Source organism: Wolbachia endosymbiont (group A) of Clivina fossor (genome assembly GCF_964026865.1).
Classification (GTDB): domain Bacteria; phylum Pseudomonadota; class Alphaproteobacteria; order Rickettsiales; family Anaplasmataceae; genus Wolbachia.
The window spans coordinates 402,755-421,330 of the sequence record NZ_OZ034707.1 but is presented as its reverse complement, the minus strand read 5'-3'; the positions used below and the strand labels follow the sequence as shown (position 1 = coordinate 421,330).

16 protein-coding genes and 3 pseudogenes are annotated in these 18,576 nt (G+C 36.3%); 11 read left to right on the top strand and 8 right to left on the bottom strand.

The annotated features are described in order from the left end of the window. Positions 1–298 precede the first annotated feature (298 nt). Positions 299–1,084 (top strand): latrotoxin-related protein, encoded by a 786-nt coding sequence (locus tag AAGD99_RS02285; protein WP_341822463.1) that lies wholly within the window; start codon positions 299–301, stop codon positions 1,082–1,084. Positions 1,085–1,165: 81 nt separating this feature from the next. Here AAGD99_RS02285 and AAGD99_RS02280 read toward each other — a convergent pair whose 3' ends face one another. From AAGD99_RS02280 to AAGD99_RS02270, 3 genes are read right to left on the bottom strand one after another with little or no spacing between them, the layout of a single operon-like run. Then, a complete protein-coding gene (locus AAGD99_RS02280; RefSeq protein WP_253309107.1) occupies positions 1,166–1,390 on the bottom strand; it encodes a hypothetical protein in 225 nt (74 codons plus the stop codon). Beyond that, positions 1,363–1,887 (bottom strand): pyrimidine dimer DNA glycosylase/endonuclease V, encoded by a 525-nt coding sequence (locus AAGD99_RS02275; protein WP_253309106.1) that lies wholly within the window; start codon positions 1,885–1,887, stop codon positions 1,363–1,365. Before AAGD99_RS02275 ends, AAGD99_RS02280 begins: the two co-directional genes overlap by 28 nt. 20 nt (positions 1,888–1,907) lie before the next feature. Beyond that, positions 1,908–2,816, bottom strand: a complete 909-nt coding sequence (locus AAGD99_RS02270) for an Rpn family recombination-promoting nuclease/putative transposase (RefSeq protein ID WP_341822461.1) — start codon at positions 2,814–2,816, stop codon at positions 1,908–1,910. A 417-nt stretch (positions 2,817–3,233) separates the two neighbouring features. Here AAGD99_RS02270 and AAGD99_RS02265 point away from each other — a divergent pair, with 417 nt between their 5' ends. Together AAGD99_RS02265 and AAGD99_RS02260 are read left to right on the top strand one after the other, a co-directional pair. Continuing rightward, positions 3,234–3,539 (top strand): helix-turn-helix transcriptional regulator, encoded by a 306-nt coding sequence (locus tag AAGD99_RS02265; protein ID WP_341822459.1) that lies wholly within the window; start codon positions 3,234–3,236, stop codon positions 3,537–3,539. An 85-nt stretch (positions 3,540–3,624) separates the two neighbouring features. Next, positions 3,625–4,639, top strand: a protein-coding gene (locus AAGD99_RS02260) for an IS630 family transposase (protein WP_341822214.1) whose coding sequence is annotated in 2 segments (ribosomal slippage) — positions 3,625–4,089 and positions 4,091–4,639 — 1,014 coding nt in all. Because the reading frame shifts where the segments join, the coding sequence is not laid out codon by codon here. A 10-nt stretch (positions 4,640–4,649) separates the two neighbouring features. Here the strand turns inward: AAGD99_RS02260 and AAGD99_RS02255 are convergent. Both AAGD99_RS02255 and AAGD99_RS02250 read right to left on the bottom strand, forming a co-directional pair. Continuing rightward, a pseudogene (locus AAGD99_RS02255) lies at positions 4,650–5,351 on the bottom strand (AAA family ATPase); the annotation flags it as partial. Further along, positions 5,347–6,288, bottom strand: a pseudogene (locus AAGD99_RS02250) (toprim domain-containing protein); the annotation flags it as partial. The pseudogenes AAGD99_RS02250 and AAGD99_RS02255, both read right to left, overlap by 5 nt. A gap of 152 nt (positions 6,289–6,440) precedes the next feature. Between AAGD99_RS02250 and AAGD99_RS02245 the strand changes: the two are divergent. From AAGD99_RS02245 to AAGD99_RS02210, 8 genes are all read left to right on the top strand, one after another. After that, positions 6,441–7,025 carry a sigma-70 family RNA polymerase sigma factor gene (locus AAGD99_RS02245; protein WP_341814810.1) on the top strand — a complete coding sequence of 195 codons (585 nt, stop codon included), beginning with the start codon at positions 6,441–6,443 and terminating at the stop codon, positions 7,023–7,025. Between the two features lie 51 nt (positions 7,026–7,076). Next, complete coding sequence (locus AAGD99_RS02240; protein ID WP_341822458.1) at positions 7,077–7,964, top strand: ATP-binding protein; 888 nt, start codon at positions 7,077–7,079, stop codon at positions 7,962–7,964. A gap of 166 nt (positions 7,965–8,130) precedes the next feature. Further along, positions 8,131–8,298, top strand: coding sequence for a hypothetical protein (locus AAGD99_RS02235; RefSeq protein WP_341822456.1), 168 nt, complete (start codon positions 8,131–8,133; stop codon positions 8,296–8,298). A gap of 16 nt (positions 8,299–8,314) precedes the next feature. Then, entirely contained in the window at positions 8,315–8,593 is a 279-nt protein-coding gene (locus AAGD99_RS02230; protein ID WP_264735968.1) for a hypothetical protein, read from the top strand. Next, positions 8,557–9,054 (top strand): transposase, encoded by a 498-nt coding sequence (locus tag AAGD99_RS02225; protein ID WP_341822455.1) that lies wholly within the window; start codon positions 8,557–8,559, stop codon positions 9,052–9,054. Before AAGD99_RS02230 ends, AAGD99_RS02225 begins: the two co-directional genes overlap by 37 nt. 949 nt (positions 9,055–10,003) lie before the next feature. Then, positions 10,004–11,404 carry a hypothetical protein gene (locus AAGD99_RS02220; protein ID WP_410529929.1) on the top strand — a complete coding sequence of 467 codons (1,401 nt, stop codon included), beginning with the start codon at positions 10,004–10,006 and terminating at the stop codon, positions 11,402–11,404. Between the two features lie 616 nt (positions 11,405–12,020). Next, entirely contained in the window at positions 12,021–12,218 is a 198-nt protein-coding gene (locus AAGD99_RS02215) for a hypothetical protein (RefSeq protein ID WP_341822453.1), read from the top strand. A gap of 41 nt (positions 12,219–12,259) precedes the next feature. Beyond that, positions 12,260–14,605 carry a hypothetical protein gene (locus AAGD99_RS02210; protein ID WP_341822452.1) on the top strand — a complete coding sequence of 782 codons (2,346 nt, stop codon included), beginning with the start codon at positions 12,260–12,262 and terminating at the stop codon, positions 14,603–14,605. Between the two features lie 5 nt (positions 14,606–14,610). Here the strand turns inward: AAGD99_RS02210 and terL are convergent. The 3 genes and pseudogenes from terL to hflC form a co-directional block, all read right to left on the bottom strand. Next, positions 14,611–16,037: pseudogene (terL, locus tag AAGD99_RS02205) on the bottom strand (phage terminase large subunit). Between the two features lie 176 nt (positions 16,038–16,213). Continuing rightward, a complete protein-coding gene (locus tag AAGD99_RS02200) occupies positions 16,214–17,698 on the bottom strand; it encodes a DegQ family serine endoprotease (protein WP_341822451.1) in 1,485 nt (494 codons plus the stop codon). A gap of 3 nt (positions 17,699–17,701) precedes the next feature. Then, a complete protein-coding gene (hflC, locus tag AAGD99_RS02195) occupies positions 17,702–18,574 on the bottom strand; it encodes a protease modulator HflC (protein WP_010962867.1) in 873 nt (290 codons plus the stop codon). Between the last annotated feature and the right edge of the window lie 2 nt (positions 18,575–18,576).

Below are 18,576 nucleotides of genomic sequence, written 5' to 3'. Positions count from 1 at the left end.
GGATTTGTGGCTATTATTTTGTATGCTCTTTTTATCATAAAAAGTATTACTTTTATAAAAACACAAGTCCCTTTAGCGTCACAAAAAGTTTGTTCATTTACTTTTCCAAAAATCACAAAAAAGTACCTACCTTTGTGAGAACAATTTAAATAAAAGCAGCGTTGTGAAAATAAAAACGCAAAATTGTTGCAACAAAGCCAAACAAATTAGTTCATATCTAAATGTGGCAAAAGTAGGTTAATATAGCTGACTTTATAGTATAGTAGAATTATTATATAGAAAAGTTCGAACGTATTGTTTGGTAAAGGAAAGAAACTACAAAACAATTCAAGTAGCAAACTCTTCGATGGAAGTAGAGAATGGGAACCGTAGCCGTCGTTCTATCGATCAACCTTATTTAAAACCACTTTTGTTCCAGATCCGAGGTTGGTTTGTAAACATAATGAGTCGATTATCTTTTCAAAGCGTTTCCAACAAGCAGACTCTATTATCAGCGCCTTTAGTAAATAAAGAATTTGTAAAAGGAATTGACGATAAAACTAAAGTGGTGCCAGACATTAGAAGCATTTCAGCACAATCTGATATAAATGGAAGAATACTATTAGCTGATATGTTGCTGGCCAAGAGAGGTAAAAGACAAATGTATACTTCTTCAGCAGATAAACAGATTTCTTTACAAGAGGCACAAGGCTATTCATTAAATATCGTAGATAAGTTTGAAGCAGAACTAAAACAAGCAGCTTTTCGTTGTGGTATATCGGTACAACAATTAAAAATTAATTTTCAAGAAGTACAATTAAGTGTACTTAAGAAAGTCATAGCGGGAAACTATCATGAAATCTCAGGTATGCTGTACTCATATGCAGAAAAAGCTTGTCCAGCATTAGAGCAAAAGGAGAAATTCTCAATGTCTTTTAAAGGTAAAATCGAGCAAATGTTGCAGAAAGAAATGATGCCTTTACTGGACAAAGCAAATGTTGATCCTTCATCAGTAAGTACTAATAAAGCTGTAGCTCTATCTGGTCCTAGAACCAATTTAAATAACGTATCAATTACAACTAATTCTACTGAATTGATCAGATAGAGCCTGAGTGAAGGAAGGAGCAGGTGTTTGCATTTTTTGTGGCTACTTGCTCCTACTGTTTCTCTAACTAATGTTGATTGATCAGAAAGTCTGTTTGATTTCGTCAAGGGAAAGTCCGGTGATTTCAGCTATAACATCTATAGAGACAACGGCCTTAAGTGAATTTTTTGCCACTGCTATTTTAGCTTTCATTTCACCTTTTTCTTCGCCGATTAGGATGCCTTTTTCATGTCCGATTTGGATGGCTTCTCTATTTATGAGCTGTATTAGCTGTGGTATTACGTAGCAGGATTTCCTATTATCCAATCTGGTGCTCCTCTGCCATTTTCCCATTTAGCAAATCTCATCTTTTCCTTGAGATAATATCTCCTATAAGCTTCCACAGAACTGCTGCATTTATACTGATCCGGCAGTGCTTGTATAAAAGCTTGCATATCAGTTGATCGAAAAATGAGTAAATCCTTATTACTATCACACCAATTTATTACTTCCTCTGATTTATGCTTTCTTTTGTATCGCCAAGTGTACTCTTTACATAATTCTCTTCCGTACTCTATCAACCAACAAAAATTCCCTTTCGATTGCCTAGCCCACAAAGAACAAGGATGATTGTTGTGAGTCAGTTTATATGGGACTTCTATATTCTGATTTATGATACTGACAAAAGGATTTGGCACTTTCAATGCTGTTGAAAAAACATTACTCAATAATTGAGCAGTTTCTAATGGCATTTTTACTATATGCTTATCACATAACATTTGAGCCGCAATTGCTGGGTTTTCATCTAGTATAAAGATGTTCATCTAGACACCCAAAGATAGAATTAGCTTAAGTCTTTGACTTCGTTAACTGTAAGACCAGTAGTTTGAGCTATAATATCAATAGAAACCCCTGCTTTAAGTAGATTCTTTGCAACTGCTATTTTAGCTTGCTTTTCACCCTCTTTTCTGCCTTTTTCATGACCGATTTGGATGCCTTCTTGTCTACCTTCTTGTTTAGCATCATCGAGTTTTTGAGCGAGTACAGCCTGTTCATCACGAATACGCTTGATCTCTTGTTCATAGGCAATAAATTCTTTTTCAGACCAGTTGAACCTATTTAGTTCTTCATAAGCTCTTTTAATTATTAGATCACTTCCTATTATTCTTTCTAGCTCTTCTTCACTAGTTTCATCTGCATATCTAAAGAAGTAGATCCATTTCTCAACAATACTTGAAAGCTGATCCTCTTTGGTTTTTGGAAATTTAGGCAACTCAATAAAGATAAAGTAGAAATCTTTTAGGTCATGTTCATTAGTATCTTCATCGCGAATAGTGTGTTTTGATTTATACTCAGACTTATCAGGAAATAAAATACAATCTGCTATAGCAATGAAGATAATTTCCTTAAGGTTATGGTATTGATCGCCCTTATCAGCTTGTCTTGAATAAGCTTTAGCTGCATAGTATTGGGCGCGTTTTTCAAAGCCTTTAGTTTTAGCGACCTGCATCTCGCAAATGTATTGAGCACCTGTAGAATCTCTACAGAGAACATCAACAATACTTTGCTTTTTAGCGGCGATATCAGGGTCTTGAATAGTACTTAAAAACTCTATATCCTTTATTTCATTTTTACCAGTGAAGCCAAGAATATCATTGAGGAAGTGAATGAGGATATCTTTATTCTTTTCAGTACCAAAGATACGGCGAAAGGCGACATCATTTTTGGGATCGAGAAACTTCGAAAGAGCCATAACGAACTAACCTAAAAAGCATTAATAATTATACATAATTCTGAAAAAATATTCAACTTCTTTATTTTTAGTTTATTTTTTTAAGTTTTGAATGCGTTGATGAAAAAAATGTCTCCCATAGATGGCTTTAGAATGCTACTACGCACCTTAGAGGTCCTTTTGTAGATCTTTTTATAAGCCACGCTATAAAATACCTAAAAACCCCGGCAAATGAATTCATGAATTTAGTAGCTATAAAGAGCTCTAAAAACACTTATTTTTGGTGTGAGAGCCTAATAAAATACGAGCCAAAAGCTCAAACCTACCATCGAGCTCTCACATCTTTCATAATAAAGAGCTTGAAGTTTAACGTCAACATTTTCATAGTAAATTTATGCTAACCTGTGTAATAATGTGTAGTTTATTTCTGTTAGCGGCATGGCAAAACGTACTACTATCTCCATAAGGTACAAAATAGCACAAAATGTAAGAAGCTGGATATTAAAGCGGAAATATACCCAAAAAGATTTAGCAAATAAAACAGGTATAGAATACTATACGCTGCTAAGGTATGTAAAAGGAAAATGTGGCATTCCAACTGAAAAGTTAAAACGTATAGCAAAGGCATTGTCAGTTCCTATTAGTAATCTACTTCCTCCATCAAGAGAAGACAGTTGTTTTGATAAAGATAAGGCGCAAGAGACGTACGATTTCATGGGAAAATACATGAAAACGATAAATTAAGTGAAGTAATACCAATTCCTAAAAATAAATAGACGAATAAAGAAAAATTTCTAAAATAGAATAATTTAAGAATTAGTGGGGAGTTATGGCAGGAAAAAGTAAAGCAATAGGAGAAGAATTATATAATAAGTGTAACCTGGAATTAAAGAAGCACGGCATAAGAGGAGAGATAGGAAGAAGATTACAGGCAATAATATCTGCAAAAGAATATGGAATAACAAAAGTTGCTCAAATATACCGAATTACTAGAACTACATTGATGAAGTGGATTACAAGATTTAAGGAAGGAGGAGTCAATGCGTTTAAAATACAACCAGGACGTGGAGTAAAGCCGAAGTTGAGCTACAAGCAGCAAGAAGAAATTAAAAATGTCATAGCAGAAGAAGGAGCCAACCTAACGGCTAAGAAATTAAAAATCATAATTGAGAAAATGTTTTCTATTGAGGTAAGTAAGTCTACAGCACATAGACTGATGCAAAAGTTAGGTTTTTCGTATATTACTCCAAGGCCTGTGCACAATAAACAGGATAAAAATAAACAAGAAGAGTTTAAAAAAAAATCTTAATGAAACTATTGTCACGTATCCCGAAAAAGAGCTATTTTTCTTCGATGAGTCGCGGTTTGGCACACATTCAAAGATTGGACACGGGTGGTTTAAAAAAGGCATTAGGACACAGGTTAAGGTAAAATTAGGTAGGCAAAACTTTTATCTCTATAGTGCAGTTAATCCTAGAAATGGAGAGAGTTCTAGCTTATTCGTACCAAACGTCAATACTGATTGTATGAATATATTCCTTGAGCAGATGTCACAATATTTAGGAACAAGGGAGGCATTTCTTGTTGTGGATTGTGCAGGATGGCATAGATCCAAAGGTTTAAAAATACCACAAAATATTACCTTAATCTATTTACCTCCATATTCACCAGAGTTAAATCCAGTAGAGCGTTTATGGCAATATTTGAAAGACAATCTCATTAAAAATAGAATATATGACTCTGTTAGTTTATTGGAGGATACTGTATGTGCATTCATTCGTAATATTACGGAAAGTTCGATCAAAACCATTTGTTCTGTGAGTTATTTGCCTACTTATTTATGAGATTTGGTATAACACCATTAACAAGAGCAGAGGTACCTCTAATTGCATCGCGTGCTTGTTCAGCAGTTAATATTGGTTTTTCTCCTTTTGGCTTTCTCATGTGATGAGCAGTAATTATCGAAGCTCCAGTACTACATGCTAAATCAGATAATAAGCACATTAGATAATCCCCTACAGCAGGATCAGCATTTATATCTGCATGGATAAATGAAGCAAGTGGATCAAATACTATCAATTTCAGATCTTTAATTTCCTCGAGCTGTTTCATTACGGATTCGAATTCAGGAGAAACTTCGACGATTTTACCACGAACATTTCTGAGTATTGTAAGTGATCCTCTGACGTTTGGCAGTGGTACAATAAATAATTTATCTTTATGTTTCAACCTTTCACACTTAGGGTCAAGTCGTTCTAAGCGGCGGTGTATCTCACTTGCATCATCTTCTGCTGAAAAAATCACTACTGATCCATGTTCAGTAACAAGTGAACCAAAGCCACACATCTGATCCTTATCACTTGCAACCTTAAGCGCTAGGTCAAGAAGAAGCATACCTTTGCCGGTATCTCCCATTGCTGCTATTATTGAAGTAATACCAATTCTCAATAATAATGAGACAAATGAAAAAGAGTGCTTTCCGCCTATAACTGGAGGTTTAAGTGAATTTATCGTATATTCTATTTGTCTTCCCAATAACGAAGTTTGGTATAACACCTAAAGGAAATAGACCTTCAACAAGAAACTTTTGCTCTGGTACCGGACCTACAAAGCGCTCTGCACTCCAATCTAAAATGTTAAGTGGCTTTTTTGTAGATTTTTTTTCGATGAACTCCGAAATATTTATACCTTCTTGTACACCATCTGCAGCATCCCAACCTTTTGGCTTGTTTTGTGGAATTTTTAGAATAGAAAGCGATGCAACTCCAAGTTCTGAAAGCTTTTTCTCAGCATTCTTGGCGTATTTATTCCCTGGTTCATCATTATCTGGCCAAATGATAATATGCTTACCTTTAAGTGGTGACCAGTCTGTTTTATCAATTGGTGCGTTTGCTCCAGACATTGTTGTTGTAGCTGCAATCCCTTGTTCTATCAGCGCTTCAGCACATTTTTCTCCTTCAACCAGAATAACTTTATCAGACTTCAAAATGCCTGGAATATTGTATAGAGGCCTTATTTCTGGTGAAGCATAATTCAACGTTTTAACATCAAATGGACGATATTCTTTTCCTTCAGGTGGATCATATCGGTAAACTATAACAATAACTTGGTTGTTTTCATCGTAATAATTCCAGCTACAAGTCATGTACTGTTCTAGATCTTTGATACTCTTTTTTTCTCTAGTGTGTTGTTTGCCAAGCCATTCACCTATAGAAGTCATTACTTCAGAAAACTCTGTCCTCGCATTCTTCCCATGTACAGCTGCCCAGAGATCGATAATGTCACCACCGTCCCCGGTTGCGAAATCATTCCATAACCCGGCTTTACTGCCACTTAGCTCTACTCTTAAACTTTTTCCTCTATTACCCCAGATATCCCCTACTTGAAACTCATTTTTGCAAAAAGTACCATTAGGTAGTAAGTACGAAAGACACGATCTTATCTGCAACAATAGTTCTGCTTTTAATTCTTCACTGCTTAAACCGAAATTCATAGTTCAAAACCTTTAAATGCTCCCTATATGCTCTATACCGTAATTGCTGCTTGTTGTGCGCCATCACCATTATTTAAATTGCTATCGCCATTATTCTCAAAAAAAAGCATAGAATATCAGTAAGTTAAAAATCGCATCGCAATTATTTAATTTTGCTCCGCAATTACAATCAGTCTCCGAAAACGATCACTCTTGAAGAAGTTAATTATTCAAGAAAAATTATGAAATCGCAGAACTCTTACTCGGGAATTAATCCTATAGTTGTTAAGTACGTAAAGTATTATGCAAAATGTCTTAAACGCCTTAAATGTTTTGCCGATGAAAGTATTGAAGATATTGAACAAGAACTTTTTTTACTTGTTTGGCCAACAATTATTCAATATGACGAGAGTAAAAGTTGTTTTGTCGCTTTTGTTAAACAACTCGTTAAGTGCCGTGCCATTAACTTAGTGTATAGGCAATCATGCGAAAAGCGTGGTGGCAAACAAGGTATATTATATATAGATCATACTATTTTAGATAACATTGCTGATGAAAGGTGCCGTTTTGAAGATGAAATAGCAGACCGTAGTGATCTTGATTACATTGTCTCAACACTACCTCAAGAATGGCAAGTTCTATGCAGACAGCTAGAAATCTTCAGTGTTCCAGAAGTAGCTGAAATACGTGGAATAGCAAGGACAACAGTCTATGACATTCTCAGAAGAATAAGACGACATACAAAAAAAGTTTTCTAGAACCTCCGACAACAGAGAACCATTCCGGTATATAAAACATAGGGGGAGATTATGACTCTAAAAATAATAAGTAACGAAGAAAGAGTAAAAACAGTAACAGGTGTAAAAATGGTAATCTTTGGACCTTATGGAATCGGCAAAACTAGTCTACTTAAAACTCTCGATGAGTCAACGACACTTTGTCTTGATTTTGAAGCAGGGCTTTTAGCAGTTCAAGACTGGAAAGGAGATTCAATCAGCGTTCGTACTTGGAATGAGGCAAGAGATATAGCTTGTCTTATTGGTGGGCCAAATCCTGCACTGAAGTCTGATCAAGCATATAGTCAAAGGCACTATGAGCATGTATCTGGCAAGTACAAAGATCTTTCTTCGGAGTTTTTTAAATATCATTGCATTTTTATCGATAGTATCACTGTTGCATCACGTTTATGCTTTTTATGGGCAAGGATGCAACCTGAAGCTTTTTCTGATAGATCGGGAAGAGAAGATAAAAGAGCTGCTTACGGCACACTTGCTCAGGAGATGATGGCTTGGCTCAATCAGTTTCAACATATTCGGGATAAAGACATCATCATAGTTGGCACTTTAGGTCAGTATCTTGATGATTGCAATCGTCCAACCTGGCTGCCTCAATGTGAAGGGGCTAAAACTGCCAGTGAAATTCCTGGAATTGTTGATGAAGTAATCAGCATGGTTGGAATCAAGAAAGATGATGGTACAGAGGTACGTTCATTTGTCTGTCAGACGATTAATTCCTGGGGATACCCTGCTAAAGATCGAAGTGGATTGTATATTAAATCAAAGCCGCAAGGCTATAATGAGCAAGGAGTGATACTGTCAATTGGATTGATTGATAGAAATCATAGGTATCTCAGTACACTCCTAGCTTTAAAAAATGTAGTACGAACGGTAGGGGGATCTAATACCAATTCTCAATAATAATGAGACAAATGAAAAAGAGTGCTTTCCGCCTATAACTGGAGGTTTAAGTGAATTTATCGTATATTCTATTTGTCTTCCCAATAACGAAGTTTGGTATAAAAGATCGAATCACAATCCTGTACAGCATTTGCATTATTATTTGATTATATTTATAGGTACAAAAATGGCTAGAACAGTTTTTATGGGTATTGATGTTTCAAAAGAAACACTTGATATCTCAATCAACAATAAACATCAGCGTATAGAAAATGTAGAGACAGCTATATCTGAGTTTATAAAGTCAAAAATAGTTAACGTATTTGTTAGGTTATGTGTAAACAGGTGGTTATGAAAAACTTGTCATAAAGTTGTTAAGGGAACATAACATAGCTGTTCACAGAGCTCACCCAAATCGGGTATATGCATTTGCAAAAGCCTGCAACCACTTTGCAAAAACAGATAAATTAGATGCAAAATTACTAGAAAAATATGCTGAATTTATCACAAAAAATGACGAGGTAATAGAATACATAGTTTCACAAAAGCAAGAAGAACTAAAAGAGCTAAGAGCAGTTGAGCGCAATCTAAACGATACGCAAATAAGTGTTGTTTGCATAAGGTTACAGGAAAAGCCAGGGAATATATAGAAAAACAGATAGAATTTGCAAAAAAGCAATCAGAGCAAGTTAGGAAAGATATAGAAGGCATAATAAACTCTGACCCTGATTTGAAGGAAAAAAGCAAACTGCTAACTAGCTATAAAGGTGTTGGACGGAAAACCGCAAGTATCCTACTCATAGAGGTACCTGAACTTGGTAGGTTAGATAATAAGGAAATAGCTTGTCTAGTTGGAGTTGCACCAAAAACTAGTGAAAGCGGAAGGAAAGTGAGCAAGGCCCAAGTCATAGGTGGCAGATTTTATGCCCGAAAAGCATTATACATGTCTGCTGTGGTTGCAATGCGTCATAATAAAAAAATGAAAGTATTTTACCAGCGCTTAGTTGACTCTGGCAAAGCCGCTAAAGTCGCTTTAGTTGCTGTAATGAGAAAAATCATCATTTGTTTAAATGCTATGATAAAAAACAATAATTTTTATCTTGATGTTTAAGACGGTAGATGCCTTGTAAGGATCATCGTCCTTAATGATAGAAAAAACTGCTTCTTTTAGTTCGTCATAATCCATAAAACCCCATGTCTTTACTACAAAACTTATGCTAATTACTGTGCCTCATCTTTCCCTATTAAGAAAATCTCTGAATAACATCAACGCCTAATTTGAAAAAGCTCGGACACCACGTAGAGAACGCCCTCCCTAATGGAAGACAAAACCCCTGAAACACCTTCTCACGCAACATAGCTACCTCTTGAAATGAATAGAAAAAACCGCTTTCCTATCCATGCTAGCAACTACATTTTGAGCATGATATTCCATCATTAAAACTTGTCAACCATCATTTAGAAATTTTTTTGAAATAATTTTTGATGAAAGTTTTTAATGGATTATTGTTAATTTAGCAATATATGTTACTAATAACTTAAACAATATAACCATTTCCAGCAAGCGTGAGAACAATTTTGTTGGGAATGTGTTGGTCAAGAGTTAAGATCTTGGATGTTTTGGAGCATCTTTAGTGAATAAGCATTTCCTCCATTTTCAAGTTTCCGGATCGAGGTTTAGAGAGTTTTTTACTATTTGTATTGCTCTGCCTCTGTTGCTCTGATAGCTGCTCTTTGATGATGGTAATTTTATATCATTACACTCTGAATATAATAACTTTGCACAATGTTATACCAAAGAGTATAATAAAACTTATATCAAATACTTTACAAGAAAAAGTGGTGGTAGAGGCAAAAGTGAACATTAATAAGAAGGAAAGCGCATGCTAGAGCTTGAAAAAGCAGCAAGAATAAAAAATATTATTGAAAGGTTAAATGGTGTATGATATAATATGTATAGTGTAAAGATATAAATAATTTTATTGACATCTTTACATTAATAATTCTTAAATATTTAGTACTGTAGAATTAAATTATTAAGTTTTATAAAGGGAGTAAAAATAGTGGAAAGTTTTTCAGGTAACAATAAAGACAGTAATTTTATTGAGGGGACAAAAATAATGGAAAATTTTTCAGATAATAACGAAAACGGTAGCTCAATCTTCCAAGGAAAAATCAGGGAGCAAGATTTCTCTGCGGAGCAGAAGTTAAATGAACTGAAAGCAGCCATAGAGAAGCTTGACAGACAAGATTTGCTCAGAAGGCTCGAGTGTGAGCGTCAGGCTTCTAGTTGTATCGATGAAATATCATCTCAAGCAGAGCTACATATCAAAGGTGATGATGAGGGTTACTTCGATTGTGAAAAACCACTCGGAGATTTCTGGAGTTTCTTTGAACCTCTCTTCAACCTCTTTGAAGTAGATGTAGATGATCCGAAAATCTACCAAATGCTCAAGGAGAAGAAAGAAAAAAACCTGATTGCTGCGATAATGAAGTTTTTGCGTGATAAGCTTAAGGAGTTAATCAAGAAGATTTTTGCACGCGATTTAAGTTTCGATCAGAGGTTGGACAAAGAGATAAAAGAATTGCAGGAGAAATTGGGCAGTAGTGAGTTATCAGAAGAGGAGCTTGCAAGGGTGCTCGAACGTCTACAAGCCTTGACGGATCTCAAATTTAGGTTACAGCTCGCCGTTACCGGATGGATTATTACAATGTTCGCAGAGATGTTTGGAGTTGAGCTAGCAGCTATAGTAGAGGCATCTACAGAAAAAGAAGATAAAAAAGCAGAAAAAACATCATTAAAGGAAGAAGCAATTAAAGAAGTTCGTGGAAACGTAGAAATGAAGGTAGATGAAAGAGAAAAACCTAAAGTGCCAGTTTTCCTTTTTGAAGTTTCACCCGGATTTGTAAGGCCGGTTGTTCTGAGCAAACCAGAACTTGAAATTGTGTCAGATCCTTTGAAACATCTATTGCGTATTACTGAGCTTGAAAGAAAATATCATGAAAATTCACAAAAACCAGAAAAAGTGGACAAAGAAAAGGAAAAAGCGGAACCGAAGGTGGCTGTGTGTCCACCGAAACTTCCAAAGCAGCCTGCAACGGGGACGGGGCAGGTGATAAGGGAGCCTTATGGATGCGATAGTACTAGAGGAAGAAGGAGAAGTTATAAGGAAGCTTCAAGTCAACCTGCTCAAAGCTCTGTTTCTAACGGGCAACCTAACCAAACCAGTGAAAATACTCTAGGAAAATCTGCTCAGGAATCTGCTTCTGACAAAAGAGCTCCGAAGCAATCCGTTAAAAGTTCTGTTGCTAATTGTGGATTTGATTTTAACATAGGTCCTTGGAATGGTGCTGAGAATGAAGGTTCTGTAAGTAATGCTCAACCACCAGGAAGATTTACTGATGATGTAAAAGTTGATGAACATGTAAAAACTCAGTCAGTAGAAGGACATCGTAAATAGGGTAGCTAGATCCCAGTGTCTGGGCACTGGGATGACAAGAAGAGGGCACTGGGATGACACCCTTCCTAGTTGGGATGACAAGGAAAAAAGGTACTGGTATGACATTATTAAAGAGTAGGAGTTGATGGTAAAAAGAAACACAGGTGTCATTCCAGTGCTTGACGCTGGAATCCAGGAGCCAGTGCTTCCTTTTTGTCATTCCAGTGCGTGACACTGGAATCCAGGATGTACATTAGGTTTGATAAGTGTAGGGTTTTATGTTAGAAGGGAGTGTTTTTGATGAAATTGTGAAAAACCAGTGTTAGTTACTTATGTGATAAAGAATACTGGATCCCAGTGTCTGGGCACTGGGATGACAAGAAGAGGGCACTGGGATGACGTCTTATGGTTATAGCTCTAGGATGATATCCTATGGGTATTTGGTATGACATAAAGAAGCACGAGTGTCATTCAGCGTCTTTTTTTGTCATTCCAGTGCGTGACACTGGAATCTCGAAAACTTAAGTTTTATGAATAAAGAGTGAATAAAATTTATACTAAAAAATATAAAAAAAGTGCTTGCACTACAATTTATTTTTAGTATATTAGTTACATAATATTTTTACTAGGAGTTAATATGCATAGTGGTAATGATAAAAAAGGTTTTGATGCTGAAAAGTGGAAACGTGAGAATACAGCACCAGGTGGTGGTATAGTGCAAGGAGCAAAAGGAATGAGGTATGATGACCATAGTGACGCAGCCAGGAAGCTAATGGAAATAGAGAAGCGACGTCAGTCTGAGCAGAAAAACAATCCTGGTGGTCCTAGACGTTAAGTAAAGGGTAGTTGTTGTAATTTAAAAATGGGGAGGTTGGTATGCCTAATACAGAAACAGTAAGAGCGTTGGTTGATGCTTTTAATGTTAATAATTATGATTTCAATGCAGTTAAAACTAATTTTACGCTGCAAAGCAGGGGCAAGAAGGACTATATTGTAGTCTCATTTGATAAAAGTATGGATACGTATCAGTGTAGAAGATATCTGGACAGTATAAAAAGGAAGATAATACGTGAATTCTACGGCATTGAAGAAAGTAATGATGCAGAAATATTGGATACAGCTAAGCTAATTTTTGATGTTAATTCTTTCCCGTTTAATATCAGTGATAGAGACTGGTCTTGGGATGAACAGCATGGGCTTAAGTTTGTAACACCTGTAGATGAGGGCGTAATTTTTAATTTGAAGTCTCATTTGGCTTTTTCACTTAAAAAAGATGTCCAAGAAGATATGTCAATTTATATAACTGCTAAAACGTTCAACAAGAAAAAGTATTTATGGTGTGGTGAGTTTCCTAATAAAGAATTACGTCAGCAATTTGAGCGTGAGTTTTTATCAAGGACAAAAGAAAGATATGAGAATGTTCCTAAGAACCCTTTAAAGGTTGAAGGCAATAGTGTATATATCAGGAACGTTTTTGATGACGCTCGTTTTATTGATAGTGTAACACGGCGTGCCGCATGGCGTATAGGCATCGATCTTGGAATTGGCAATGATGTTGATCATAGTGTGATGTTGCTTAAAGACTCAATAATGAACTCTGTTTATCAATCAACGAAAATGATAGTAGTTGGGTTTATATGTGCGTCTCCTTTAAATAGAGAAGAGGCCTCAATTCTTATACCTCTTGTATTAGGTGGCGAAGGAAAGCGGATATTGACAAGCGAAGAAGCTCTTAAACTAAATTATGCATTTAATGGTGCTGTACTTAATGATATTGATGATAAAGCTCAGGGAGAATTATCAGCAGATGGAAGGAATGGGGTATATGGTATAGACTTTTCTAATAAAGAAATTTCTCACTGTGTGATAACCAAAATCATAGAAAGCTCTGTAATCAACAAAGACCATGAACTGGCCATTGACCCTGAGCTTGTGCGAGCATTGTCGCCTGTGCAGTCGCCAGAGGGAATGCCTAATCGTCCAAGTTCTTGCTTAACTGAATCATTATCAACGATAAAGGAGTTTCCCACGCGGGGTCATGGTGAAGAATTAGAAAGGTCTCCCAGGGGAGGATCGGAGAGAAAACAAGTGCTGCATAATCCAGTAAATTTAGCTGGACCGAGTAAAGGATTCTCGCCATCGCCGCAGCTGAATTCTATTGCAGTTAATCATGGTGGTTCAGAGCCATCTTCATCAGTGCAATCTGTAAGTGCTGCTAAAAATGTGCAAGCAGGGACTAGTGCTTGGGATCAGCCAGTGGATGCTTGGTCATTCCAGGCTTCAAGTGCAGGACCCTCGTTATGGTCACAGAGTGGACCTTCATCATGGAAAGGTACTAATGAAAGCACGTCAATAGGGAATAGTACTTGGTATGTGTCATTATCAGGTTCTCCAGATTTGGGGATTCTTGGAGATTATCCAAAAGGTACGGAGAGCATTTGTGGTGTGGAACCTGAAAAACAGCAAGTTACTGATAAAAGTGATCGAGAAAGTAGTGATGAGTGTTCTGAAGCAAAGTCACAAGAGAGTGAATCTCCGAAGAAACATGGGGGTGGTCTCCAAAGTATAATAAAAAGTTTCCTCTCTTCACCTTCTAAGCCTAAGCAACATGACGCAAGCTTGAAGCGATGTGATGTAGGGCGTGATACGATGCATTCAAGTGTAAGTGCTCCTGGGGATTTTGTAACTGAAAAACCACCTCTTTCTGAACGATCTGCCTCAGAAAGAAGAGCAAAAAATAATTCACCCTCAAAAGAGACTTCTCCTGTACATTCTACAATTATTGGTAGTATTCCAGGACTCCCGTCACAAGGTACTACCGTGGTAGAATCTAATAGTGGACTAAAGTCGCAAAAACGTCTTGATCTTGATCAGAGGGAGGAACTACGCCCATTTCTTTCTTCTGAGATGAAGGAGAAGCTAGACTCCAACTCTTTCTCCCCTGGGGAGGAGCAGCATTTATATTTGACGCATACTCCTTCGGGGAAATGCGAGATAACAAAATCTTTCGAGAGTCCAGAAGAGAACTTAATGCGATGTGTAAACGCACAATTACCGTCATCTGATAACCTTAGTTCTGAAAAAGTTAATAGAGATAGTGGCTTTTGTTCTATTGGATCGGCTTCTCCTGCTGTGCCACATAAGGGAAGTGTCTCTTCAGAGTGCAAAGAGTGTAGTGTGCAACAGGCAAAGTATATGTCAAAAGCTTTGGAGAAAAATTGAGGTTTTTAGATATATCTCAGCCACCCAAGTGTTTTATTAGGGTTGGGACCAAAGTCTCTGACCCTGAAAGCACTGGTGTTAGTTTTTCTCATCCATTGCAGATATTGCACGGTACTATCCACTTGATCATCGTGGCGAGCTTCTGGGAACATTAAAATTTCGTACTCAAAATCATTGAGCCATACTGCTTGCTGTGGCAAAAAAACCTTGCCAGACTCTATCACCGGAACAATTTGATAAAATCGAGTGAGTTTGTCATTGTATGGAATTATTTCGATAATCGGTAGATCGCTATTTGCCTTTAGCTCTTGTGTTAATTGCTGACCACTCGTTTTTGCTTCGATCAAAATTGCATGTGGTGCCCATCTTGCAGCTAGTGACAGAACTTGCTCTTTAAGCTTTGGATACTCAAGCTTTGCTCGATATACATCAAGTAAATAGAATTTATTATCTATTTTTGCCCAGGTGGTGCAGACGCTAAAGTCGCTGGAATCGTTTGTTGAAACTGCAGTGTCCCAGCTTTGTGTTACATGTGAGAGATTATCAGGGAAATTTTTATAGCGCTTTGCCACTCTTGTTTAATTATACCGCTTGAAAGCGGCAGGGGGTTTTGTTGATATTGAGCAGCAAAAGCGTAACTCCCGAGTTCAACTTTTATCATCTCAACTTCTTCTCTTCCTCCCTCCAGGGGATATAATAACTCATTCTCTTCTCTTGAATATAAACCTTTTTCTAGTGTCGTAATTGAGTTGATTATCTCCACTTTTTCAGAAATCATTGGCAAACAAATGTGATGCCATATGTTTTTTAGCTTGGATAAGAGGTGCCCAGTTAAGTCTTCCAGGTGCAGCCTGTGCATAACAAGCACAATTACTCCTTTTTTTCTATCGTTGAACCTCGTTACCAAAGTCTGATCGAACCAATTTGTAACACGCTTTCTAAACGTTTCACTCAAAGCTTGAGCAGGGTTAAGCGGATCATCCACAATAATAAAATCACCACCTTCACCGGTTAACGTCCCTCCAACTGATGTTGCGATTCTGTATCCTCTCTGCACTGTTTGGAATTTATATTTAGTGTTCTGGTCTTTGGATAATTTTACCTCTGGAAACAGCTCTTTATACCAATCAGATTGCATTATGCACCTGGTATCAAGCGAGTGCTTTTCGCTGAGCAGCCGAGAATAACTTGCAACTATTATTCTTGCGGTTGGTTGATTTCCCAGTATCCATGCGGGCCACGCAACGCTTATGCACATGGACTTCATTGAACGCGGAGGCATATTGAATATTATGCGCCTTACTTCGCCAGCATTCGCTGCTTTCAGCCTGTCTTCTATGACTTTTATGTACTGATAATCATTATACTCACATCCCGGCACCACCGTTTGAAAGCACAGTTCAATGAATTTTAAAAAGTTGATTTTGTTCATGTGTATATTTTAGTAAATGTTCTTACAAGTAGCTGACACTGGAATGACATCCTTTGGTTTTTATATATGGTTATGCAATAAATCTAATGTAGATTTGATTTATTTGATAAGATTGAAGTAGCTATAATGGCAAACGCTACTGCTTTGTGAATTTAGTAAATAACCTACGAAAAGTGCTATTTCTTTAACTTTATTGAAGTAAAAAACTGATTTCCATTGCGGTAAATGAGCAACATTATTGAATCTTTACCGTTTTTCTTTACTGCTGAATCAACTTGTTTTTGAAAATCATTAGTATTTTCTATATCGGTTCCATCTAATTGGATAATAATGTCTCCTTTTTTAATACCACGCAGCGTGGCATTACTGTTACTATCTACATTAATAACTATCACACCTTTTGTAGGATTACTTTCTTTTGATTCTTTTGGCAGGTTTGAAACAGTTAAACCAGTTATGTAATCGGATGTTGATTTATTTTCTTCTTGATTATTACCTTGACCATCATTTGCAGATTCTTCAATCACAACCTTAATATTGACCTCTTTGCCCTTTCTAAGTAACTTAATTTGTACTTTTTTTCCAGGTTCAGTTCTTGAAACCATTTGAGGCAGTTGTGTCATTCTATCAATTTTTTTATCATCAAATTCTAATAATATGTCACCCACCTTAATTCCACCTTTTTCTGCAGGGCTATCCTTTACTATACTTGCAACCAGTGCACCTTTTGTATCTTTTAAACCCAAAGACTCAGCAAATTCTTTCGTTATAGGCTGAACTTGCACACCAAGCCAACCATGTTTTATTTTTTTGCCACTTTTTAATGTGTCAATAATTGACATAGCTAAATTAGATGGTATAGCAAAGCCTATACCCACGTTACCGCCAGACTCAGATGGGGAATAGATAGCGGTGTTAATGCCTATAACTTTTCCATTTAAATCAAATAATGGCCCTCCAGAGTTGCCTCTATTAATTGCAGCATCAGTTTGAATAAATTCATTCATAGTGCCGATACTAATGTCTCTGGACCTTGCAGATATAATTCCTGTGCTTACAGAGCTACCCAAACCAAATGGGTTACCTATTGCAATAACTGTATCGCCAACCCTTGCTGTATCAGAATTACCAAATGCAACAAAAGGAAGATCTTTATTAGAATGAACCTTAAGCACAGCAAGATCAGTTCTTGCATCATAGCCTAAAACTTCTGCTTTGAAATAAGTATTATCGTTCATAGTAACTGTGATATCTTGGGCGTTTTTAATAACGTGATAATTGGTTACTATAGTTCCACCTTTATCTATAATAAACCCAGAACCAAGCAACACCACCTCTCTGTTAACACTAGGGCCCCTATCCATAAAAAACTGATCAAAATGCTCAAAAAATTCTCTAAAATCATCAAAGAAATTATTTCTTGGCATAAAAGGGATTTTAGTTCTATTGTTACTTTCTTGTTTGATTATTTGTTCGCTTGAAATATTTACAACTGCAGGAATGAGTTCTTCCACTAAATCGGCAAGTCCTTGATTACAGTTACATGAAGTAGTGCTAGCATCAACGACCTTTTTTGCATTCCAATCAAACATATTAGCGTATGAAGAAAACGCAATTAGAAAATATGCAAATATAGATAAAATAAATGCCTTACTTTTCATAAATTATTTCCATCCTTTGTTTAAAATATCTAAAAAGTTATTGTTTGGTGAAAGTACAAATTTAGTATTATTTTCGGCAAATGATTTACTGTAAGCGCTCATAGAGCGATAAAAGTTAAAAAACTCTTCATCAACCTTAAATGCCTCATTATAAATTCTAGTTGCTTCAGCATAACCACGGCCCCTTATTTCATATGATTCTTTTACTGCACTGGAGATAATTTCCCTTTTTAATTTATCAGCTTTTGATCTAACTTCCTGCCCAGCTTGCTCTCCTTCTGCTCTAATTTCTTTTGCTTCTTTTTCCCTTTCAGTTTGCATACGGCGAAATATTGCAGAACTATTTTCTTCTGGTAAATCTGCTCTCTTAATTCTTACGTCTATTATTTCTATGCCAAATTTTTCAGCTTCAGAATAAACTCCACGCTGAATCAATTGCATAACCTCTGATCTTTTTTCATTCAACAAACTAATCAACGAAAATCTGCCTATATTTTCTCTTATGTGTGCTTCTATAACCGGATACAATCTTCTAACCAGCCCTGATTCATTCCTCACAGCCTGGTAAAAAGTAACAGGATTTGTTATTTTATATTTTGCATACGCATCTACTATAATACGTTTTTGATCCGCTGTTATCACTTCCCTTGGGATCTTATCAGGACTTAAATCTAAAACTCTTTTATCAAGAAACTCTACACTGTTTATGAATGGTAACTTAAAATATAAGCCACTTTCCCTAACATCTCTTACAACTTTACCGAGTTGTATAACTATCGCTTGCTTTGTTTCTTGCACAACAAATATTGAATTAAATAAAACAATCAATAAAACAACAAATACAGAAACAAAAACAATTTTAATATTACTACTCATGG